Annotated in this window: 13 protein-coding genes and 1 tRNA gene; 11 read left to right on the top strand and 3 right to left on the bottom strand. The window is 32.4% G+C overall.

Translation table 11 applies throughout. The features are described 5' to 3' along the window. On the top strand, positions 1-1584 hold the full coding sequence (locus tag G3A47_RS12170) for an efflux MFS transporter permease (protein ID WP_166922659.1): 1584 nt from the start codon (positions 1-3) through the stop codon (positions 1582-1584). 143 nt (positions 1585-1727) lie between these two features. Here G3A47_RS12170 and G3A47_RS12175 read toward each other — a convergent pair whose 3' ends face one another. Together G3A47_RS12175 and G3A47_RS12180 are read right to left on the bottom strand one after the other, a co-directional pair. Further along, on the bottom strand, positions 1728-2132 hold the full coding sequence (locus G3A47_RS12175) for a HEPN domain-containing protein (RefSeq protein WP_166922660.1): 405 nt from the start codon (positions 2130-2132) through the stop codon (positions 1728-1730). Next, on the bottom strand, positions 2125-2628 hold the full coding sequence (locus tag G3A47_RS12180) for a hypothetical protein (RefSeq protein WP_166922662.1): 504 nt from the start codon (positions 2626-2628) through the stop codon (positions 2125-2127). Before G3A47_RS12180 ends, G3A47_RS12175 begins: the two co-directional genes overlap by 8 nt. A gap of 873 nt (positions 2629-3501) precedes the next feature. Between G3A47_RS12180 and G3A47_RS12185 the strand changes: the two genes are divergently transcribed. From G3A47_RS12185 to G3A47_RS12220, 8 genes are all read left to right on the top strand, one after another. Beyond that, a complete protein-coding gene (locus tag G3A47_RS12185) occupies positions 3502-4809 on the top strand; it encodes a tyrosine-type recombinase/integrase (protein WP_166922664.1) in 1308 nt (435 codons plus the stop codon). Beyond that, positions 4793-5041 carry a hypothetical protein gene (locus tag G3A47_RS12190; protein ID WP_166922666.1) on the top strand — a complete coding sequence of 83 codons (249 nt, stop codon included), beginning with the start codon at positions 4793-4795 and terminating at the stop codon, positions 5039-5041. The genes G3A47_RS12185 and G3A47_RS12190 overlap by 17 nt, the downstream gene beginning before the upstream one ends. A gap of 133 nt (positions 5042-5174) precedes the next feature. After that, positions 5175-5465: a helix-turn-helix domain-containing protein gene (locus G3A47_RS12195; RefSeq protein ID WP_166922668.1), complete on the top strand. Its 291-nt coding sequence runs from the start codon at positions 5175-5177 to the stop codon at positions 5463-5465. A gap of 184 nt (positions 5466-5649) precedes the next feature. Next, entirely contained in the window at positions 5650-5889 is a 240-nt protein-coding gene (locus G3A47_RS12200) for a hypothetical protein (RefSeq protein WP_166922670.1), read from the top strand. A 438-nt stretch (positions 5890-6327) separates the two neighbouring features. Beyond that, positions 6328-9159 carry a CHC2 zinc finger domain-containing protein gene (locus G3A47_RS12205; RefSeq protein ID WP_166922672.1) on the top strand — a complete coding sequence of 944 codons (2832 nt, stop codon included), beginning with the start codon at positions 6328-6330 and terminating at the stop codon, positions 9157-9159. Positions 9160-9804: 645 nt separating this feature from the next. Next, complete coding sequence (locus G3A47_RS12210) at positions 9805-11250, top strand: hypothetical protein (protein WP_166922673.1); 1446 nt, start codon at positions 9805-9807, stop codon at positions 11248-11250. Between the two features lie 10 nt (positions 11251-11260). Beyond that, positions 11261-11860, top strand: coding sequence for a DUF6705 family protein (locus G3A47_RS12215; protein ID WP_166922675.1), 600 nt, complete (start codon positions 11261-11263; stop codon positions 11858-11860). A 66-nt stretch (positions 11861-11926) separates the two neighbouring features. Then, positions 11927-13063 carry a hypothetical protein gene (locus G3A47_RS12220; protein WP_166922677.1) on the top strand — a complete coding sequence of 379 codons (1137 nt, stop codon included), beginning with the start codon at positions 11927-11929 and terminating at the stop codon, positions 13061-13063. Positions 13064-13148: 85 nt separating this feature from the next. Here the strand turns inward: G3A47_RS12220 and G3A47_RS12225 are convergent. Then, positions 13149-13230 (bottom strand) — tRNA-Leu (locus G3A47_RS12225). Positions 13231-13338: 108 nt separating this feature from the next. On the opposite strand from G3A47_RS12225, the gene G3A47_RS12230 reads away from it, so the two are divergent. Continuing rightward, the gene (locus G3A47_RS12230) at positions 13339-14727 is read left to right on the top strand and encodes a dipeptidase (RefSeq protein WP_166922678.1); all 1389 of its coding nucleotides are present in this window, start codon (positions 13339-13341) and stop codon (positions 14725-14727) included. A 417-nt stretch (positions 14728-15144) separates the two neighbouring features. Further along, positions 15145-15567 (top strand): hypothetical protein, encoded by a 423-nt coding sequence (locus tag G3A47_RS12235; protein ID WP_166922680.1) that lies wholly within the window; start codon positions 15145-15147, stop codon positions 15565-15567. Positions 15568-15700 lie beyond the last annotated feature (133 nt).

Genomic DNA, 15700 nt, shown 5'->3' on the forward strand with positions numbered 1-15700 from the left:
ATGAATGACAGAACTATTTTTAAATCCTGGGTGCCTAATTGGTTAATTGTTGTAATTCTGTTTATTTGTTTGCTGCATTCCATGATTTTGTTGGGAGTTTATACGTCAAACGTAACCTATGCGGCCAGTTTTTTAGATATCGAGGCCGAGGATTTGCAGTTTGCTATGTGTGTAACCTATGGCACATTGCTGGCAACAATTTTGATTGAAGCCCGATTCTCTAATTTTTTTCCGACCAAAAATTATCTGATGGCGGTTTATTCCTTAATAGGGATTACCATAGTTTCATCGGCTTACATTACTAATTTTGCTGTTTTTTTGGTGTTAAGAGTTGCTGAGGGAATTCTAATGGCGTTGCCGGTAATTACCGTCAGACAATTATTAATTCAGCAATTTAATTCTAAAAATGCCATTATCATTGGTTTCTCCTTTTATTATGGGGCGTTATTGTTGTCAACACCGTTTATTATGAATATTGCGGTTTGGTTTCTGGATCATTACGATTGGAAATACATGCTGTATGTTTCAGGAATGCTTCAGGTTTTGAATGTTTTTTTGATTCTGATTACTTTTAAAGGACATCGAATAACAAAGAAAATTCCTTTGTATCAAATAGACTGGATCAGTTATGTTTTGGTATTGACTGCAATTCTCACAGGAGCGTATTTTTTTGTTTATGCCGAAAAAAAGTATTGGTTTGAGTCTTCTCAAATGGTTTTGATGTTGTTAATTTCTTTGGTTACAGCGGGTTTATTTGTTTTTAAAGAGCTTTCGGTTAAACGACCTAGTTTTAATTTTGAAGTGTTTAAATATGCAAATCTGCGTATCGGATTTCTGTTGTTTTTTCTTTTTTATATTAGCAGAGCTACACTTAGTCTTTGTCATGCCGCCATGTTTTCAATTTGGAATTGGGATCCGTCACGTGTGGCAGGAGTGCAATACATTAACGGACTGGGTAATGTAATCGGATTGATTCTGGCAGCCGTTTTTTTGATGAAATCAATGTCAACTAAATATATTTTTCTGATTGGATTCTCGCTTATAATGCTGTTTCATTTCTGGTTTACGTTTCTTTTTGTGCCCGATGTTGCTTTGAGCGATATTATAATTCCATATGTTTTACAAGGAATTGGAGTGGGGCTTTTGTTTGTGCCCTTGATTTTGTTTACTACCTCTTCAGTGCCACCTACATTGGCGGTATCATCCGGAATTGTGGGTGTTTCCGGAAGATTCTGGGGAAGTACAATAGGTTTTTGTATCATGCAGAATGTAATGGCATTTTTGAATAAAAAACACTTTTTGAAATTAAGTCAGTTTGTAACCGATAATAGTACCGAGACTCAGCAAGCGATTGCAAGAGCAACCCAGAGTTTTATCACAAAAGGATACACTGAGGAAAATGCCAATACACTGGCTTTAAAAAAGATTTTTAGTACGGTCACCAAACAAGCTGTTTTGTTGTCTGATATGGAAATTTTTACGGTTGTAGGTTACGGTCTGTTGGTTTTGATTGTGTTGATTGCGTTTAATCAACATTTGAAACAGACGGTGAGTTTGGTTAAGAGTAAGGTTTGGATTGGGTGATTTTGGGGTAGAAAAATCTAATCTTTAAAATTGTTTCGGATGCTAATTGAAGTTTGGGTTCAAATTTCAAAGACAAAAGGAATTGATACAATATGTAGAATTACTAACATTCATTTCCGGAAAATGATCATTATTTGTGGTTGTTATATTTGAAGACCTTGGCCTTTCATATATTTTTTGAAGTTGTCTAAATGTTGTAGGCAGTATTCGTAATCAGATTTCATTAGAGCTTCAAAAGTTTCAGAATCAGTATTTATGCCATCATAGCGGGAATTTTTGGAATATCGCAAAAGATTTTTGTATTCCTTCCAGACAGTTTTGCTTATTCGCATAGAAGAATTGTGTCTGTCAGGATTTACATTTAGTTCTATTTCATGATGCGTTTGACCAATGTCGATACCTCTTTTTGAGGCTAAAGCTTTTAAATAGTGTATAGCAGTATAGAAAAGCGAAGTTATCTTCCAATCATAAAAATTATCCGAAAATTTTTCGCAAATACAGCTGTGAAAGTTTTCATTGTGAGAAGCTTGGGTTAAAAATCTATTCATTCTTTGTTAGCTTAATTTCTTGTTCAAATTTTATTTTTTCAACTAGTTTCGATGGAATAAACTGAAAATGAATATGATGTTTGTTTGAAGTGTTGGTTAAGTCGATGTTGTTTAAAAAATCAAAAAAAATAGCTCTGTTTTTGATGTTGTCTTCTCTTAAAACGATGGAATAATGTAAATCATTAGGATTTTTTCTCGTTTTGAAAGCTTTCTCAATTAAAGAGTGATTTTCACTAAAACAACTTCTTGCCAGTTTGTCAAGTAGGTAATTTGTTTGACTCTCAATTTTATCGGATAATTGAAATATATCTCGGATAGGGTTTTCAGTAGTTTGTTTCAGACATTTATACAATGTATTTCTTTCTTCTACTTTTAGAACGTAGCTATCATCATCTTCCTCTTTGAAATCTTCTAAATGCGTTTGCAATAGATACAGTAGAGCCCTTAGTTGATTGATTTTGGTGTCGTTTTTTTTGTCTAATGCTGAACTGTCCATGATAATGAAGTATTAATCTTAAAGGTACTATAAGTTTTAGCCCAGAGGGTTAGCGGGTATGTTTTTTAACGTTTTGTGGGATTGTATAAGTTGTAAATCGATTTATATTGTTTGTTTTTGGCTAATTCTGTGGTAATATTCAATTTCGGGATTTAATAAACGATACTTATAACTTTTGGAGGTGTTGCCAAAAGAAAATTTATCTAAAAAAATTGCAGATAGCTATAGTGATGTTTTTGTAACCCGTAAAACGTACTCTCTGTGGAGCTGCAATTTTTTTATGTTTAAGTGTCTCCTGTTATGGGTATTAAGCTAATTAGTTATTTAATACAAATGTAGGATAAATTTTACTTTAAAGAGTTTTTTATTTTAAATTTTATGTTTTTTAACGTTTAGATGGGTTGTAGTTATTTTGGGCTATGAGATATTTTGTGTTGATCCCTAATTTTTTTTAAATAAAGATGTAGTATTTCTTCTTCTTTGTTGTAAGAGGTAAGTTCAAAATAATCAGTTGTGGTTTCAGGAAGTAATAACTTAAGGATGTTTAAAAAAGAATCTTGCGTGGTGTGTAGAATTGGAAAATGTAATTTTTAATATTTCTCCAGAACTTTTTTGAGCTGACTAAAAGCCCTAAAAACACAAAAGCTTCTGATTTCTCAGAAGCTTTTTCAGTGCGGATAATAGTTTGATAACTTTCTTAATTTGTAAGAATTTAAAAAAGCTGTATAAAACGATTAGTACCAATTAATTTGAGACTTAATTGTTTTAATTCTTACAAATAAAATTAAAGTAAATTAGGTTGAATTAAGATAAATTAAGATATTTTCGGCAATATTTCGGCAAAAAGTTATATTTGTTCTCTAATTTATTTTTATGAGAGTATCATTTTTTGTGGTTAAAGGAAAAAACGAAATATGCAGTATTTACGTTCGATTTGCAGATAGTAAAAGATTTGATAAAAAAGCTAGAACGGGGCTATCTGTAAATTTCAAAGACTGGAGCGAAAAAAAAGAACAGGTAAAAATAACGAGCTCTAACAGTCAAAAAGATTTTATCAATAATAAATTACGAGTACTTCAAAATTATTTAATTGAGCAATACAATTTAGACTATAACACACAACAATATATTGGTGATAATTGGCTTAAAGACAATATTAAAAGTTTTTTTGGAAGAGCCGATAAAAACGAACAACACAAAATTTATTTTGTAGAGTGGATACAAAAATTTATTGACGATTGCAGCAAAAGACTGTATAAAGGTAAACCAATAGCAAAAAGAACCATACAACACTATCAGACTACAATAAATAAGATTAACAACTACGAAAAACAATTTAAAACGAAGTTGCGTTTTCAAGATATTGGACTGGAATTTTATCGAAACTTTTTATCTTACTGTCTTACCGTCGAAAAATTAAATGAAAATACTACTGGCGGTTATGTCACAAACATTAAAAAATGGTGCAAAGAAATTGAGATTGAAGGACTTCCTATAAATCCACAGTATCGACATTCTGAATTTTGTGTTATTTCAAACAAAACAAAAGATATTTATTTAACTGAAAAAGAAATAGATATAGTTTTTAATTATGATTTCTGTTATTCTGAGAAATTAAGCAATGTGAAAGATAATTTTATTATTGGAATGCGAACGGGATTAAGAATCTCTGATTTTCTGCGATTAAAAAAAATTGACATTAAAGATGGATTTATTGAAATTGAAACTACAAAAACTTCTCATCCTGTTGTAATACCATTACATCCGCAAGTAAAAGATATATTATTGAAAAGAAATGGAAATTTACCAACCCAAATTTCCGACCAAAAATTTAACGAATATGTAAAAGAAGTTTGCAAAGCGGTTGGTTTTACTGAAATGGTTGAAGGTGCAAAAATGATAAATAAAAAAGACGAAAAAGACTTTTTTGGAAATAGCACGATTGAACTAAAAAACAAATCTCGCAAAGAGTTCGGAATTTATCCAAAATATGAATTAATAACCTCACATACCTGTCGACGTTCTTTTGCTTCAAATTTATACGGGAAATTATCTAATATGACCATTATGGCTATAACAGGGCATAAAACAGAAACACAGTTTTTAAAGTACATTAAAATTACTCCAAGAGAAAACGCAGAAAAATTAAAAGAGCATTGGGAAAATGAGAACAATTCCTGATAAAATAACGAAAGCTTTTATGTTTGAAGCCTACAGCGACCAACTACCGGAAAAAATAATTAGAAAGACAATTAATCATTATATTAAGCTTTTAGGGGGTAATATTAGAAACAAAATAGTCTCAGATATTGTTTTTGTTTCATTTATAAAAATTTTCGGGATTCCTAATGGTTATGAAGCTTCAAAGGAGTTAAAAGAAAAGTGTCAGAAAGTAGGTGTGTACTGTCGTTAAAATGTTAAAATTTAATTGTAGACTTCCTTAAGTTAAGCTATCCTAAACTATCCTGACGAATACTCTCTAATCCCCTTACGTCTAACTTAATCTAACTTAAGTTTGTCATATCAATCTAAAAAAGATTTAAATTATGACAAATGTACTTCAATTAGAGAACACAAATGCTCAGGATTTCAAGAACGAAATTTCAGTGCTCATGGAAAATTTACTAAATAGATTTTCTAATAATTTACAAAGCCCCGAGAGTGAAAAGCTTTTAACTAGAGAAGAAACAGCTAAAATGTTATCTGTTTCATTAGTTACTTTGTGGGACTGGACACGAAAAGACCTTATTCCTGCCTATCGAATCGGAAACAAAGTACGTTATAAAAAAAGCGAGGTTTTCGAAGCTTTACAGAAAATGAATAAATTTCAATCTTAATCTCATTTAATTGAAATTTATTTGTACGTTTGCTATGCAATCATATTACAGAGAACTATCTCTAAAAATCTTATCGACAATAACGAAGCGCCCTAAGGGTCTCAACTGCGAAAGCGTTGTTATCTATTCTCTGAATATGATTGCAACCCTAAGGGGTGCTTCGCCTATAAAAAACTTTTTTCTTATGCAATCAGAAAAAACACCACAGCAGTTATTACAGGAGAACTACGATTTTTTAATAAAAAGCCACGAAACAACACGTTGGTTAAAAAACGTCTACAAGCAAAAAGTTGAAATTCAAAACATTGAAATTGAATTGCTAAAAAAAGGAGTTAAATCTGAACCGGCAATTGCTTTTATAGATTTTAAAAAGGCGGAAATCTTAATAAAACCCAATTTTTTTGAACTACAAATGCTCAATTAAGATCGTTACTATTCTGAGAATTATTTTCTATAACAATCCTTTGCAAAAGCTTTGCAACTCACCCATTAATCCATTGCAATTTTGTGATGGGTTCTAAATACTTATAATATTATGAATCTAAAAGTATTACAAGCTATAAATAATAAAGCGGAACTACAGAATTTATACATAAGTCAAATGTCCTGCGAATGTATCCGCAAAGAAATAAACGCAATAATCAGAGAAACAAGAAAGTCTATTACTATGGGATCGATAATTCACGCTAAGCGAATATCTACTATAGAATCAATAATTTTCATATCTAAACGTGGGACACCTGATGGTTATATACTATCGGAGAGATTGAAAAAAGCTGTAGATAACTACAAAGAAACCAATTCGTAAAAAGAAAAACCCATTGCAATTCCCTTTGCAATGGGTTCTAAAATATATAATGATATGATGTCAAATATTTTAACCAAAGATATAATTTTTAGCCATACTACGGCAGAAAATATTTATCTAAAATTTTTAAATCTCACAGAAACACCAAGAGGAAATATTTCGAGTCCTTTTTCAGAAGATAAAAATGCCTCGTTTAAACTTTACAAAAATGGAACTTTTAAGTGTAATAGTTCAGGAAAACAAGGGGATGCGTTCGAGTTCGTGGCCAACTTAAAACAACTGGATTGTAAAGTACAATTTAATAAAGTTTTAAGTGTGATTGCGAAGGAAATGAATTTGCCGGTATCTGCTGAAACGAATAAAAAAAACGTTGCAATGAAAAATCAAATCGTTGCAAAGCAATTGCAAAGCTCTACCATAGAAGAAAAGCCTTTTGTACTTAATGTTGTTAATACTCAAATGAAAGAACGACATTTTGCTTTCTGGAATAATTTAGGCGTGCAAAAAGAACTTTTAGAGAAGTACAATATTAGAGCTGTTGAGAAATATAGTTTCTTTAGTAGCGCTAAGAATAAAGATTTCAATTTTACCATAAAGGAAAATGTTTTGGCTTTCAGCTATGAAGTAAACGGAAATTTTGAAGTTTATGCTCCTGCCCAACCTGATAAGAAACAACCTAAAATATTTAGTAATGGTTTACAGAATGGGGATATCTTCGGACTTGAACAATTAGAAGAGGAGAAAACAGAAAATCTAATTATCTGTGCAGGAAAAAAAGATACTATTGTAGCGGTTTCAAGAGGTTATAAAGCAGTCACATTTAGAAGTGAAACCCATAACCCGACAAGTGCTCAAATTAAGGCTTTGCAAAGCCTTTGCAAAAATTTGTTTATCTGCTACGATAACGATAAAGGTGGCGAGACTGGGCGTAATGCAATTACTAGTAAATTCCCCCAAATTATACCGTTACAATTACCAAAAAAGGAAAGTATTAAAGGTTATGATCTGACTGATTATTTCCAAGAACACACGCCCGAAGATTTTCAAAAAATCATTGATTTAGCAATAAAAACCAAAAACGACATTCTTTGTTTACAGAAAAATAAAGAGTTGTATACTCAGTACGAATTACCTAAGGAGGTAAAAACGCCCATTAAAGAGCTTATCGATGATATAGAGAAATATAGAATGTTTATGGCAAACAATCAAATTTGGATAATGCAGGGGGACACAAAAAAATACTTTAAATCAGTCTCTAATTTTGTTGTAAAAATCATTCAGCATATGCAAGACGAAAAGCTCCCTATGAAGCTTATTAAAATTAGGAATGTATACAAACAGGAGAAAATATTTGATGTCCTTTCCGATAAATTAAACACTCCGCAAAAATTTGATGATATTGTTACCTCTCACGGGAATTATCTTTGGTCGGGAACTCCTAAGGATTTCCACCTTTTAAAAGCATTCTTATTTGACAAAATGGGAAACGGAAAGAAAATTGATTGTTTAGGGTGGCAAAAAGAGGATAATTTTTGGTTATGGAATAACAAAGTAAATCTTTGTGATGGTAATAAAATTGAAATTGACGAAAACGGAATTTTTAAGCACAAAGAAACTTCGTACTATGTGCCGTCAGCAAACAAGGTTTATAAAGAAAATGTCTTTAAATATGAACCTCAAAAAAGAGTCTGTATTAAGGCTTCAAATGTAACTATTGATACCTATTTGTCTAAGATGTTTGAGGTACATAGAAGTAATGCCATATCTGCAATACTTTTTACTGTAGCGAGTATATTTCAGGATATCGTAGTAGACGAGCTAAAAGCTTTTCCAATATTGTTTTTTCATGGTAAGGCTTCATCGGGAAAAGATCAACTAGCGAATTGTTGTCAAAGTTTTTTTGGCAAACCACAATCGGCAATTAATATCGAGGGCGGAGCATCTACATTAAAGGCTCACATTAGAGAATTTGCACAATTCGTTAATATAATTTGTCAATTTTCGGAGTATAAAAACGGAGATAAACAGCTCGACGGAATATTAAAAGGTATTTGGGATAGAAACGGTTATAAAAGAGGGACATTAGATAGTCATGTTAGTACTGAAACAGTACCGATATTGTCTTCATTAATTTTAACGGGTAATCATTCTCCGGACGATGAAGCTTTGATAACTCGTTTGCTTTGGTTAGATATGAGTAAGAACACTTTTACGGAGGATGAAGTAAAAAAATACGATGAACTTGCAGATATGACCGAGAAAGGAATTAGTTCGTTTACGGATGATTTATTAAAAGAAAGGAGTCGATTTTTGACCGATTTTAAAACGAAATTCAGACTCTACAAAACTAGTATATCGGCAAAAATGCCAATTGGTTCACCAAGTCGATTCTCTACAAATTTTGCAATTTTGGGGGCTACTTACGACATTTTTAAAGACACTATTCTTTTTCCTTTTACCGCTGTTCAAATGATGGATCACTTTGTTAAAATTAGTGAATTCCAAATGAACAAAATTAGCTCTGCAAGTGCTTCGAATAAATGGTGGGATTGCTTTTTGGTTTGTATAAAAACCAATGGAGAGAACAAATTAGATTATGACAGGGATATAAAAGTAGAGGGTAATATTTTATATTTTAATTTTTCGAATACTTACAATAAAATACAAAGACAATGGTATAATCAATACAAAGAAATGATACCGACTAAAGCAACGATGCAGGAAACAGTAAAAAAAGAAAATTCATTTATAGAAGTTAAAAGCAGCTATCGTTTTCGAACAGGGAGAGACGGTTCGGTAACTTCCGCTTTTGTTGTTGATTTTAGCAAATTGAGCAATTTTGATGAAATAAATGAAGCTGTTCATTTTATGAATACACTACCATAAATTAAAAAAAACAGAAAAAATAAAAGCTTTTTTGTTTTTTGTCTATACTTTTTTGAAAATTTTGTTTTTCCCGACCTACACAACCTACAAAAATATTTTTCATGTTATTTATTTAGAAATCAAGCAATTGTGTTTTTAGATTATAATAAAAGGTGTAGTATTTATGTAGGTTTGTGTAGGTTTGTGTATTTTCAAAAAATCGAAAACCTACACAAACCTACATGTTTTACCCCGTTTTTGAGTATAAGTAATTGATTTACAATATCTGTAGGTTGTGTAGGTTTGTAGGTTTTTGATTTTGCCAATTTAAGATTTTTAAAGATTTATTTTTTACTGTTAAAAATGTAGATTTTTATTGATTCCTGGAAAAGCAGCAGGGGCAAAGCTTCTTAAAATTAATCTACTTTTTTTTAAATAAAAATCTTCTTACAATTGCTTTGAAAGCCTAAAATGTATATTTTCGTCCTTTTTTTAAGAAAAAACTGTAATGTAATACCCTCTTCATTACAGGAAATAGTACAGAAAACTATAGTGTTTATCAAATAACAGGTAGTATGAAGTAGTATTTAAAATTGAAAAATGGGAACTAACCAAATCCAATTCAGCCCTGCAAAATGCGAAATGAAATGGTAAATAAGCAAAAGAATGAAAATTAAAAATGCGATTAAAGCTGTTTTTATTTTTAGTATTGCTATGCTTACGGTCAATTGCGAAACTGAAAAGTTAGCAATGGATGAATCAGCGCATCAAACTAAAACGATCTTATCAGCTAAAAAATGGTTTAAGGAGTATGAATCCAATGGTAAAAATTATGAATTAGTTCAAAATTTAAATTACGATTGGCAAGAAGCAAGCCTTACAGAATCGGAAGACGGTACACCGACTATTGTTGTGCCAGTTTTGGAACTCAAAAAAGACGAGCGAGAATTTTGGGAACAAAAATTGTATATTTATAAATTAGATGATAACAAGTTTAAAGCTCTTGTGTTTGAAGCGTATTCTAATAAAAATGTGAAACCGGAGAGTCAAGTTGTAGACGGGGGAGATTTTACGGGTTATATGACGGTTTGGGATTTAAAAACGGGTCCGGTGAGAGCTGCTAAATTTGAAAATAACCATTTAGTTGAAGAGGGAGTTGCTGAATTTTCGATTGATAGAAATAAGACAGGTAAAGCTCCGCCTGATCCTCCATGTGTTTACGCTGATTTTGGTGATGGTGGCTGTGGCGGTTTAGGAGACGGTGAAAGTCCAATTCCGTTAAGACCGGTTATTGTAACGGGACCAAGTACAGGAACTCCAGTAATATACAATCCACGTCCTCCTATACCAACACCGACGGGGGGCGGTACGACTCCGGGCGGTTATACAAACCCGGGGGGCGGTAGCAGCAATGGCGGAACACCTCCACCTAATGCTACAAATCCGTGTAATCAACTCAAAGGGCTTACTGATGTTACTAAAACGGGAAACATGAAACCTTCTATCGATTGGTTAATAGGAAAAGTAAAGGCTGCCAAAAACGATAAGGAACATGCCATAGAAGTAGAAAGAAGAATTAATTATGATGCGACTTATAGGTATGACTACACTCAGATATCGTCACAAAATGAGTTTTCGGCTCCAGTGACAACGGGTGAAAGATTTGTTGGTAGTGCACATTCACATCCGAAAAAAGGAGTTGCAATGTTTTCTTTTCAGGATGTACGACTTTTAAGAGATACTTATGAACAAGCTGGTCCAGAGATAAAACAGGATACCTTTGTAATGGTAGTTGTTAAAGATAATTCAAACAAAGTACATGTTTATGCTATTAAAGTAAATGATTTTAACGCATTAAACACCAAAGTAAATGCAAAATGGAATGATCCTAAATATGCTAGATATAACACAGAAGAAGGAAGACTTGATGAAATTCACAAGAAGCAGGCAGTTGATTATGACGAAAGTGGAGGAAAGTTGGAGAAGAGTTTTCTACAGCAATTTGATGCTTTCGGAATAACCCTTTATGAAGCAGATGAATTGCTTACGAAATGGGATAAAATAGAGATTGATAAAACAACAAAAGATGCAACCGCAGTACCTTGCACATAAACAACAAATAATGATGAAAAACTATATTAATTTTGCAGTATTCTTTATTCTTTTAAACAGCTGCGTGGCCCAAAGTCCAGTACTTGATATTAAAGATAACTCATTTTCTAAAGGAAGTATTAGTGGTGCTTATTATAAAGACACTAAAAATGTATTAAGTGGGTATGACGGCACTTATTTATATACCAATGGTAATACGTCATTTAAAATAAAACTGCAAAAAAATGTCATGGTCAACAATGGTTATTATTATGAAGATTTGATAGTAGGAGAATACCAATTAATTGAAAACGGAGTTGAAAAAGTCAATACATTACATAAATTAACGTCAACAAGTTTCAATAACAATATAAGTGGCGCATTGGTGTTAACGGGTACTAAATGGGGCTGTGACGATTGTAGAGTTGATGAAAAGCGATTAAGACTTGGTTTTATCGAAGCGACATCTCCCCATATAGGAGAAATTGAAATTAGAAAGACAACCGTAGGAGGTAAAGAAGCTATTCTAGTAAATCTTTGGTATACAGGGCCTATTATTGTTAAAGAAGGCGCTCCAAAGCCAAAGGATGGGGTTGTTAGGGCAGGTGAATATATTATGATAAAACAGTAAAAATGAAGTAATAAAAAATCCTCAAATTGAAATATTTGGGGATTTTTGTTAAAACAGATCGTCAGAATGAAAAGAAAGATAATGTACTCCTTTTTATTGTTGTCTCTTGTGTCTATCAATGCAAAATCACAAATTTTGAAGGATAGTCTATATGGCAATGTAAAAAGGTTAAGTGAAAAAGTGATTTTTTTAACTAAAAAAGAAAATCCGCAATTAATGTACTATCAAGATTATGGACATTCCGGTTTTATGGGACCTCAATCAACTATTTCTAAGTTTCGTGACTTTTGGTATACCTCACCATGGTGTTATTACTTAAATTACGTACGGGATTTCGATAAAAAAAGAAGAGTTGTAAAAGACATGTGGTTTGGTAAAAAGAATAATTTTATGAATGCTTATAGATATACCTATGATAAAGAAGAGAGGTTAATAAGTGTAGTCGACTCGACTGAATATTCAAAAGGAACAGAGAATCATTATTATACAGATAACGGTGAAGAAAATATCATTAAAGAATATTTAAGTTATAACTTGTTTTCTCATACTTATAAAAAATATAAACACGGGAAAATTATATTTTTAAAAAAATATAATAAGCATGGAGTAGTTGATGAATGTGGGTATCATTATTCTGAAAATGGTAAACTAGAATATAGTGTACGTAAAAATTCCAATAATTGGAGACACGAAGATGAAAAAAACTTTTCCTATGGGCTTGCAGATTCTACAGCAAGAACTTATAAGAATTTAATCAATGTATATGACAATAAAAATAGACTTATAAAGCGACAAATGTTCAGTTTAGAGGATGAAGAAAAAAGTCAAAATCCGGTCTTAACAAATGAAAAGATATATAAATATAAAAACGATAGCATTGTTGCTACTATCGAGTATTTTCAAGGAGGAGGATCTCTCAGCTATTTACACCTTAAAAGAGATAAGTTTGATAGAATAGTCGAAAGATATTGTTGCGGTAAAGAAATTTCTCAAGCAACGATAGTTGAGAAATACCGTTACAAAGACAATAAAATATCAATTCTGGATTATGCAGAGGAATCGCTTAACGATAAAGGGAAAATGGATAAATATCATGTTGTCTTCACCTATAAATTTGACAATCAAAATAACTGGATTGAAATAATTAAAAATGTAAATGGAGAGAATTTGTATAAATGGATTAGAGAAATTGAGTATTATTAAAAAATATTTTCGGCAAATTTTCGGCAAAAAAGAAAACAAAAAACCCTTAAAATATTGATTTTAAGGGTTTTGCTTGTTTATTAAGTGCGGATAATAGGACTCGAACCTACACGCCTTGCGGCACCAGATCCTAAGTCTGGCATGTCTACCAATTTCACCATATCCGCTCAATTGTGGGTGCAAAGATAGACATAACTTTGAATATTCAAAGCATTTTATCAAAAAAAAATGAATATTTTTTTTCGTATTTTTGAATTTCTATAAAAATCAATTAAATGGAAAATATTAAGGCTTACGTTCAACAACATAAAGATCGCTTTATCAATGAGTTGGTCGAATTATTGAAAATTCCGTCGGTAAGTGCCGACACTGCATACTCGCAAGATGTTATCGATACGGCCGAGGCTGTTAAGGAAAGTTTATCAAAAGCTGGCTGTGATTTAGTCGAAATTTGCGATACTCCGGGTTATCCAATTATTTATGGAGAGAAAATAATCGATCCAAATTTGCCTACAGTATTAGTATACGGGCATTATGATGTTCAACCACCGGATCCAATCGAATTATGGACGTCTCCTCCTTTTGAGCCTGTTATTAAAACTACAGAAATTCACCCTGAAGGAGCGATTTTCGCTCGTGGAGCTTGTGACGATAAAGGTCAGATGTACATGCATGTAAAAGCACTTGAATATATGGTGCAGACGAATACGTTGCCATGTAACGTAAAATTCATGATCGAAGGAGAAGAAGAAGTAGGGTCTAAAAGTTTAGGCTGGTTTGTAGAACGCAATCAGGAAAAATTAAAGAACGATGTGATCTTAATCTCGGATACAGGAATGATCTCTAATCAACAACCGTCAATTACGACAGGTTTACGTGGTTTGAGTTATGTTGAGGTTGAGGTGACTGGACCAAACCGTGATTTACACTCAGGATTGTATGGTGGAGCAGTGGCGAACCCGATCAATGTTTTGGCAAAAATGATTGCTTCGCTTCATGATGAGAACAATCATATTACGATTCCGGGATTTTATGATAAAGTAGAAGAATTGTCGCTTGAAGAAAGAGCCGAAATGGCAAAAGCGCCTTTTAATCTGGAAAATTATAAAAAAGCATTAGACCTAAACGATGTTTATGGTGAAAAAGGGTATGTGACGAACGAACGCAATTCAATTCGTCCAACTTTAGATGTAAACGGAATTTGGGGTGGTTATCAAGGTGAAGGAGCAAAGACAGTTATTGCAAGCAAAGCTTTTGCAAAAATCTCAATGCGTTTAGTTCCAAATCAGGATTGGGAAGAAATCACAGAACTTTTTGCAAAACATTTCACAAATATTGCTCCGGCTGGAGTTACTGTAAAAGTTTCACCACATCACGGTGGACAAGGTTATGTTACGCCAATAGATAGTATTGGTTATAAAGCAGCGAATATGGCGTACACAGAAACTTTTGGAGTGCCGGCAATTCCGGTTCGTTCCGGTGGAAGTATTCCAATTGTAGCTTTGTTCGAAAAAGAACTTAAAAGTAAAACTATCTTAATGGGATTCGGACTTGACAGTGATGCTATTCACTCGCCAAATGAGCATTTTGGAATCTTTAATTATCTAAAAGGTATCGAAACTATTCCTTTGTTTTATAAGTATTTTGTAGAGCTTTCTAAATAGAGTTTAACCGCAAGGAACACAAAGTTTTCGCAAAGTGCGCAAAGTTTAAATAACTAAATCCGTTTACTTCTTAGTAAGCGGATTTTTTTTGCCTTCTTATTTCAGTTCCAGTCTCAGTCTCAGAATTTGCCCTTCGGCTTCGCTAAGGGTGACATCAGGTATCTATTTGTGCTTCCTCTGGGTTTTGGAATTTGCCCTTCGGCTTCGCTCAGGGTGACATCGAGTATTGATTTGTGCTTTCTTCGAGTTTTGGAATTTCATTCTTCATTCCTTACTTCCGTTAGGTACTTTAAGGTGTTTTTGCAAGTCTTAGTATCTCAGTACCTTATCATCTCACTAACTTTTTTGAAAAACCTCTTGCGCAATTAAAAATTATTTCTACATTTGTAGAATGACATCTATAAATGTAGAAATAAAATGGCTAAGAAAATATTTTTTATATTATTTCTGTTTACATTTTTTGGATGTAAAACACTGCCTATTAATCAGAAGATTGATAAAAAGAAAGAAGGTAAATGGGTTGATGTTTATGTTCAGGATAGTATCGAGTATAGATCAACAGAATATTACAGACACGACGTTCCTGTAAAGAAATGGAAGACCTATATTGGTGGAAAAATTTACAAAACCGAGAAATATAAAAACGGAATCTGTATTGTGAAAAATTATTATGAAAATGGAAAACTGGAGTCTAAAGGAAATACAAAACTGGAAGTAACTGCCCTGCAATCGCATTGGTTTTATTTTGGAGATTGGAAATTCTATTCAGACAAAGGAAAGCTTAAGGGGATTAAGAAATATGAAAAAGGAGAATTGCTATCGGAAGAAAAGTTTAATTAATTCAAGTTGCCGGTTGTGAAATGTAAAATGTAAAATGTGAATTGCTACTGTATTTCAGTGATCCGAAGCAGCTATATGTTCATAAAAAGTAAGATCGTAATCAATCAAACAAAACGTATTACTTTTTGTATTT

The sequence above is a fragment of the Flavobacterium poyangense genome (genome assembly GCF_011751075.1).
Classification (GTDB): Bacteria; Bacteroidota; Bacteroidia; order Flavobacteriales; family Flavobacteriaceae; genus Flavobacterium; species Flavobacterium poyangense.

Coding starts and splice junctions, on each gene's coding strand:
- G3A47_RS12170 (WP_166922659.1), top strand. CDS start 1: ATGAATGACAGAACTATTTTTAAATCCTGGGTGCCTAATTGGTTAATT.
- G3A47_RS12175 (WP_166922660.1), bottom strand. CDS start 2,132: ATGAATAGATTTTTAACCCAAGCTTCTCACAATGAAAACTTTCACAGC.
- G3A47_RS12180 (WP_166922662.1), bottom strand. CDS start 2,628: ATGGACAGTTCAGCATTAGACAAAAAAAACGACACCAAAATCAATCAA.
- G3A47_RS12185 (WP_166922664.1), top strand. CDS start 3,502: ATGAGAGTATCATTTTTTGTGGTTAAAGGAAAAAACGAAATATGCAGT.
- G3A47_RS12190 (WP_166922666.1), top strand. CDS start 4,793: ATGAGAACAATTCCTGATAAAATAACGAAAGCTTTTATGTTTGAAGCC.
- G3A47_RS12195 (WP_166922668.1), top strand. CDS start 5,175: ATGACAAATGTACTTCAATTAGAGAACACAAATGCTCAGGATTTCAAG.
- G3A47_RS12200 (WP_166922670.1), top strand. CDS start 5,650: ATGCAATCAGAAAAAACACCACAGCAGTTATTACAGGAGAACTACGAT.
- G3A47_RS12205 (WP_166922672.1), top strand. CDS start 6,328: ATGATGTCAAATATTTTAACCAAAGATATAATTTTTAGCCATACTACG.
- G3A47_RS12210 (WP_166922673.1), top strand. CDS start 9,805: ATGAAAATTAAAAATGCGATTAAAGCTGTTTTTATTTTTAGTATTGCT.
- G3A47_RS12215 (WP_166922675.1), top strand. CDS start 11,261: ATGATGAAAAACTATATTAATTTTGCAGTATTCTTTATTCTTTTAAAC.
- G3A47_RS12220 (WP_166922677.1), top strand. CDS start 11,927: ATGAAAAGAAAGATAATGTACTCCTTTTTATTGTTGTCTCTTGTGTCT.
- G3A47_RS12230 (WP_166922678.1), top strand. CDS start 13,339: ATGGAAAATATTAAGGCTTACGTTCAACAACATAAAGATCGCTTTATC.
- G3A47_RS12235 (WP_166922680.1), top strand. CDS start 15,145: ATGGCTAAGAAAATATTTTTTATATTATTTCTGTTTACATTTTTTGGA.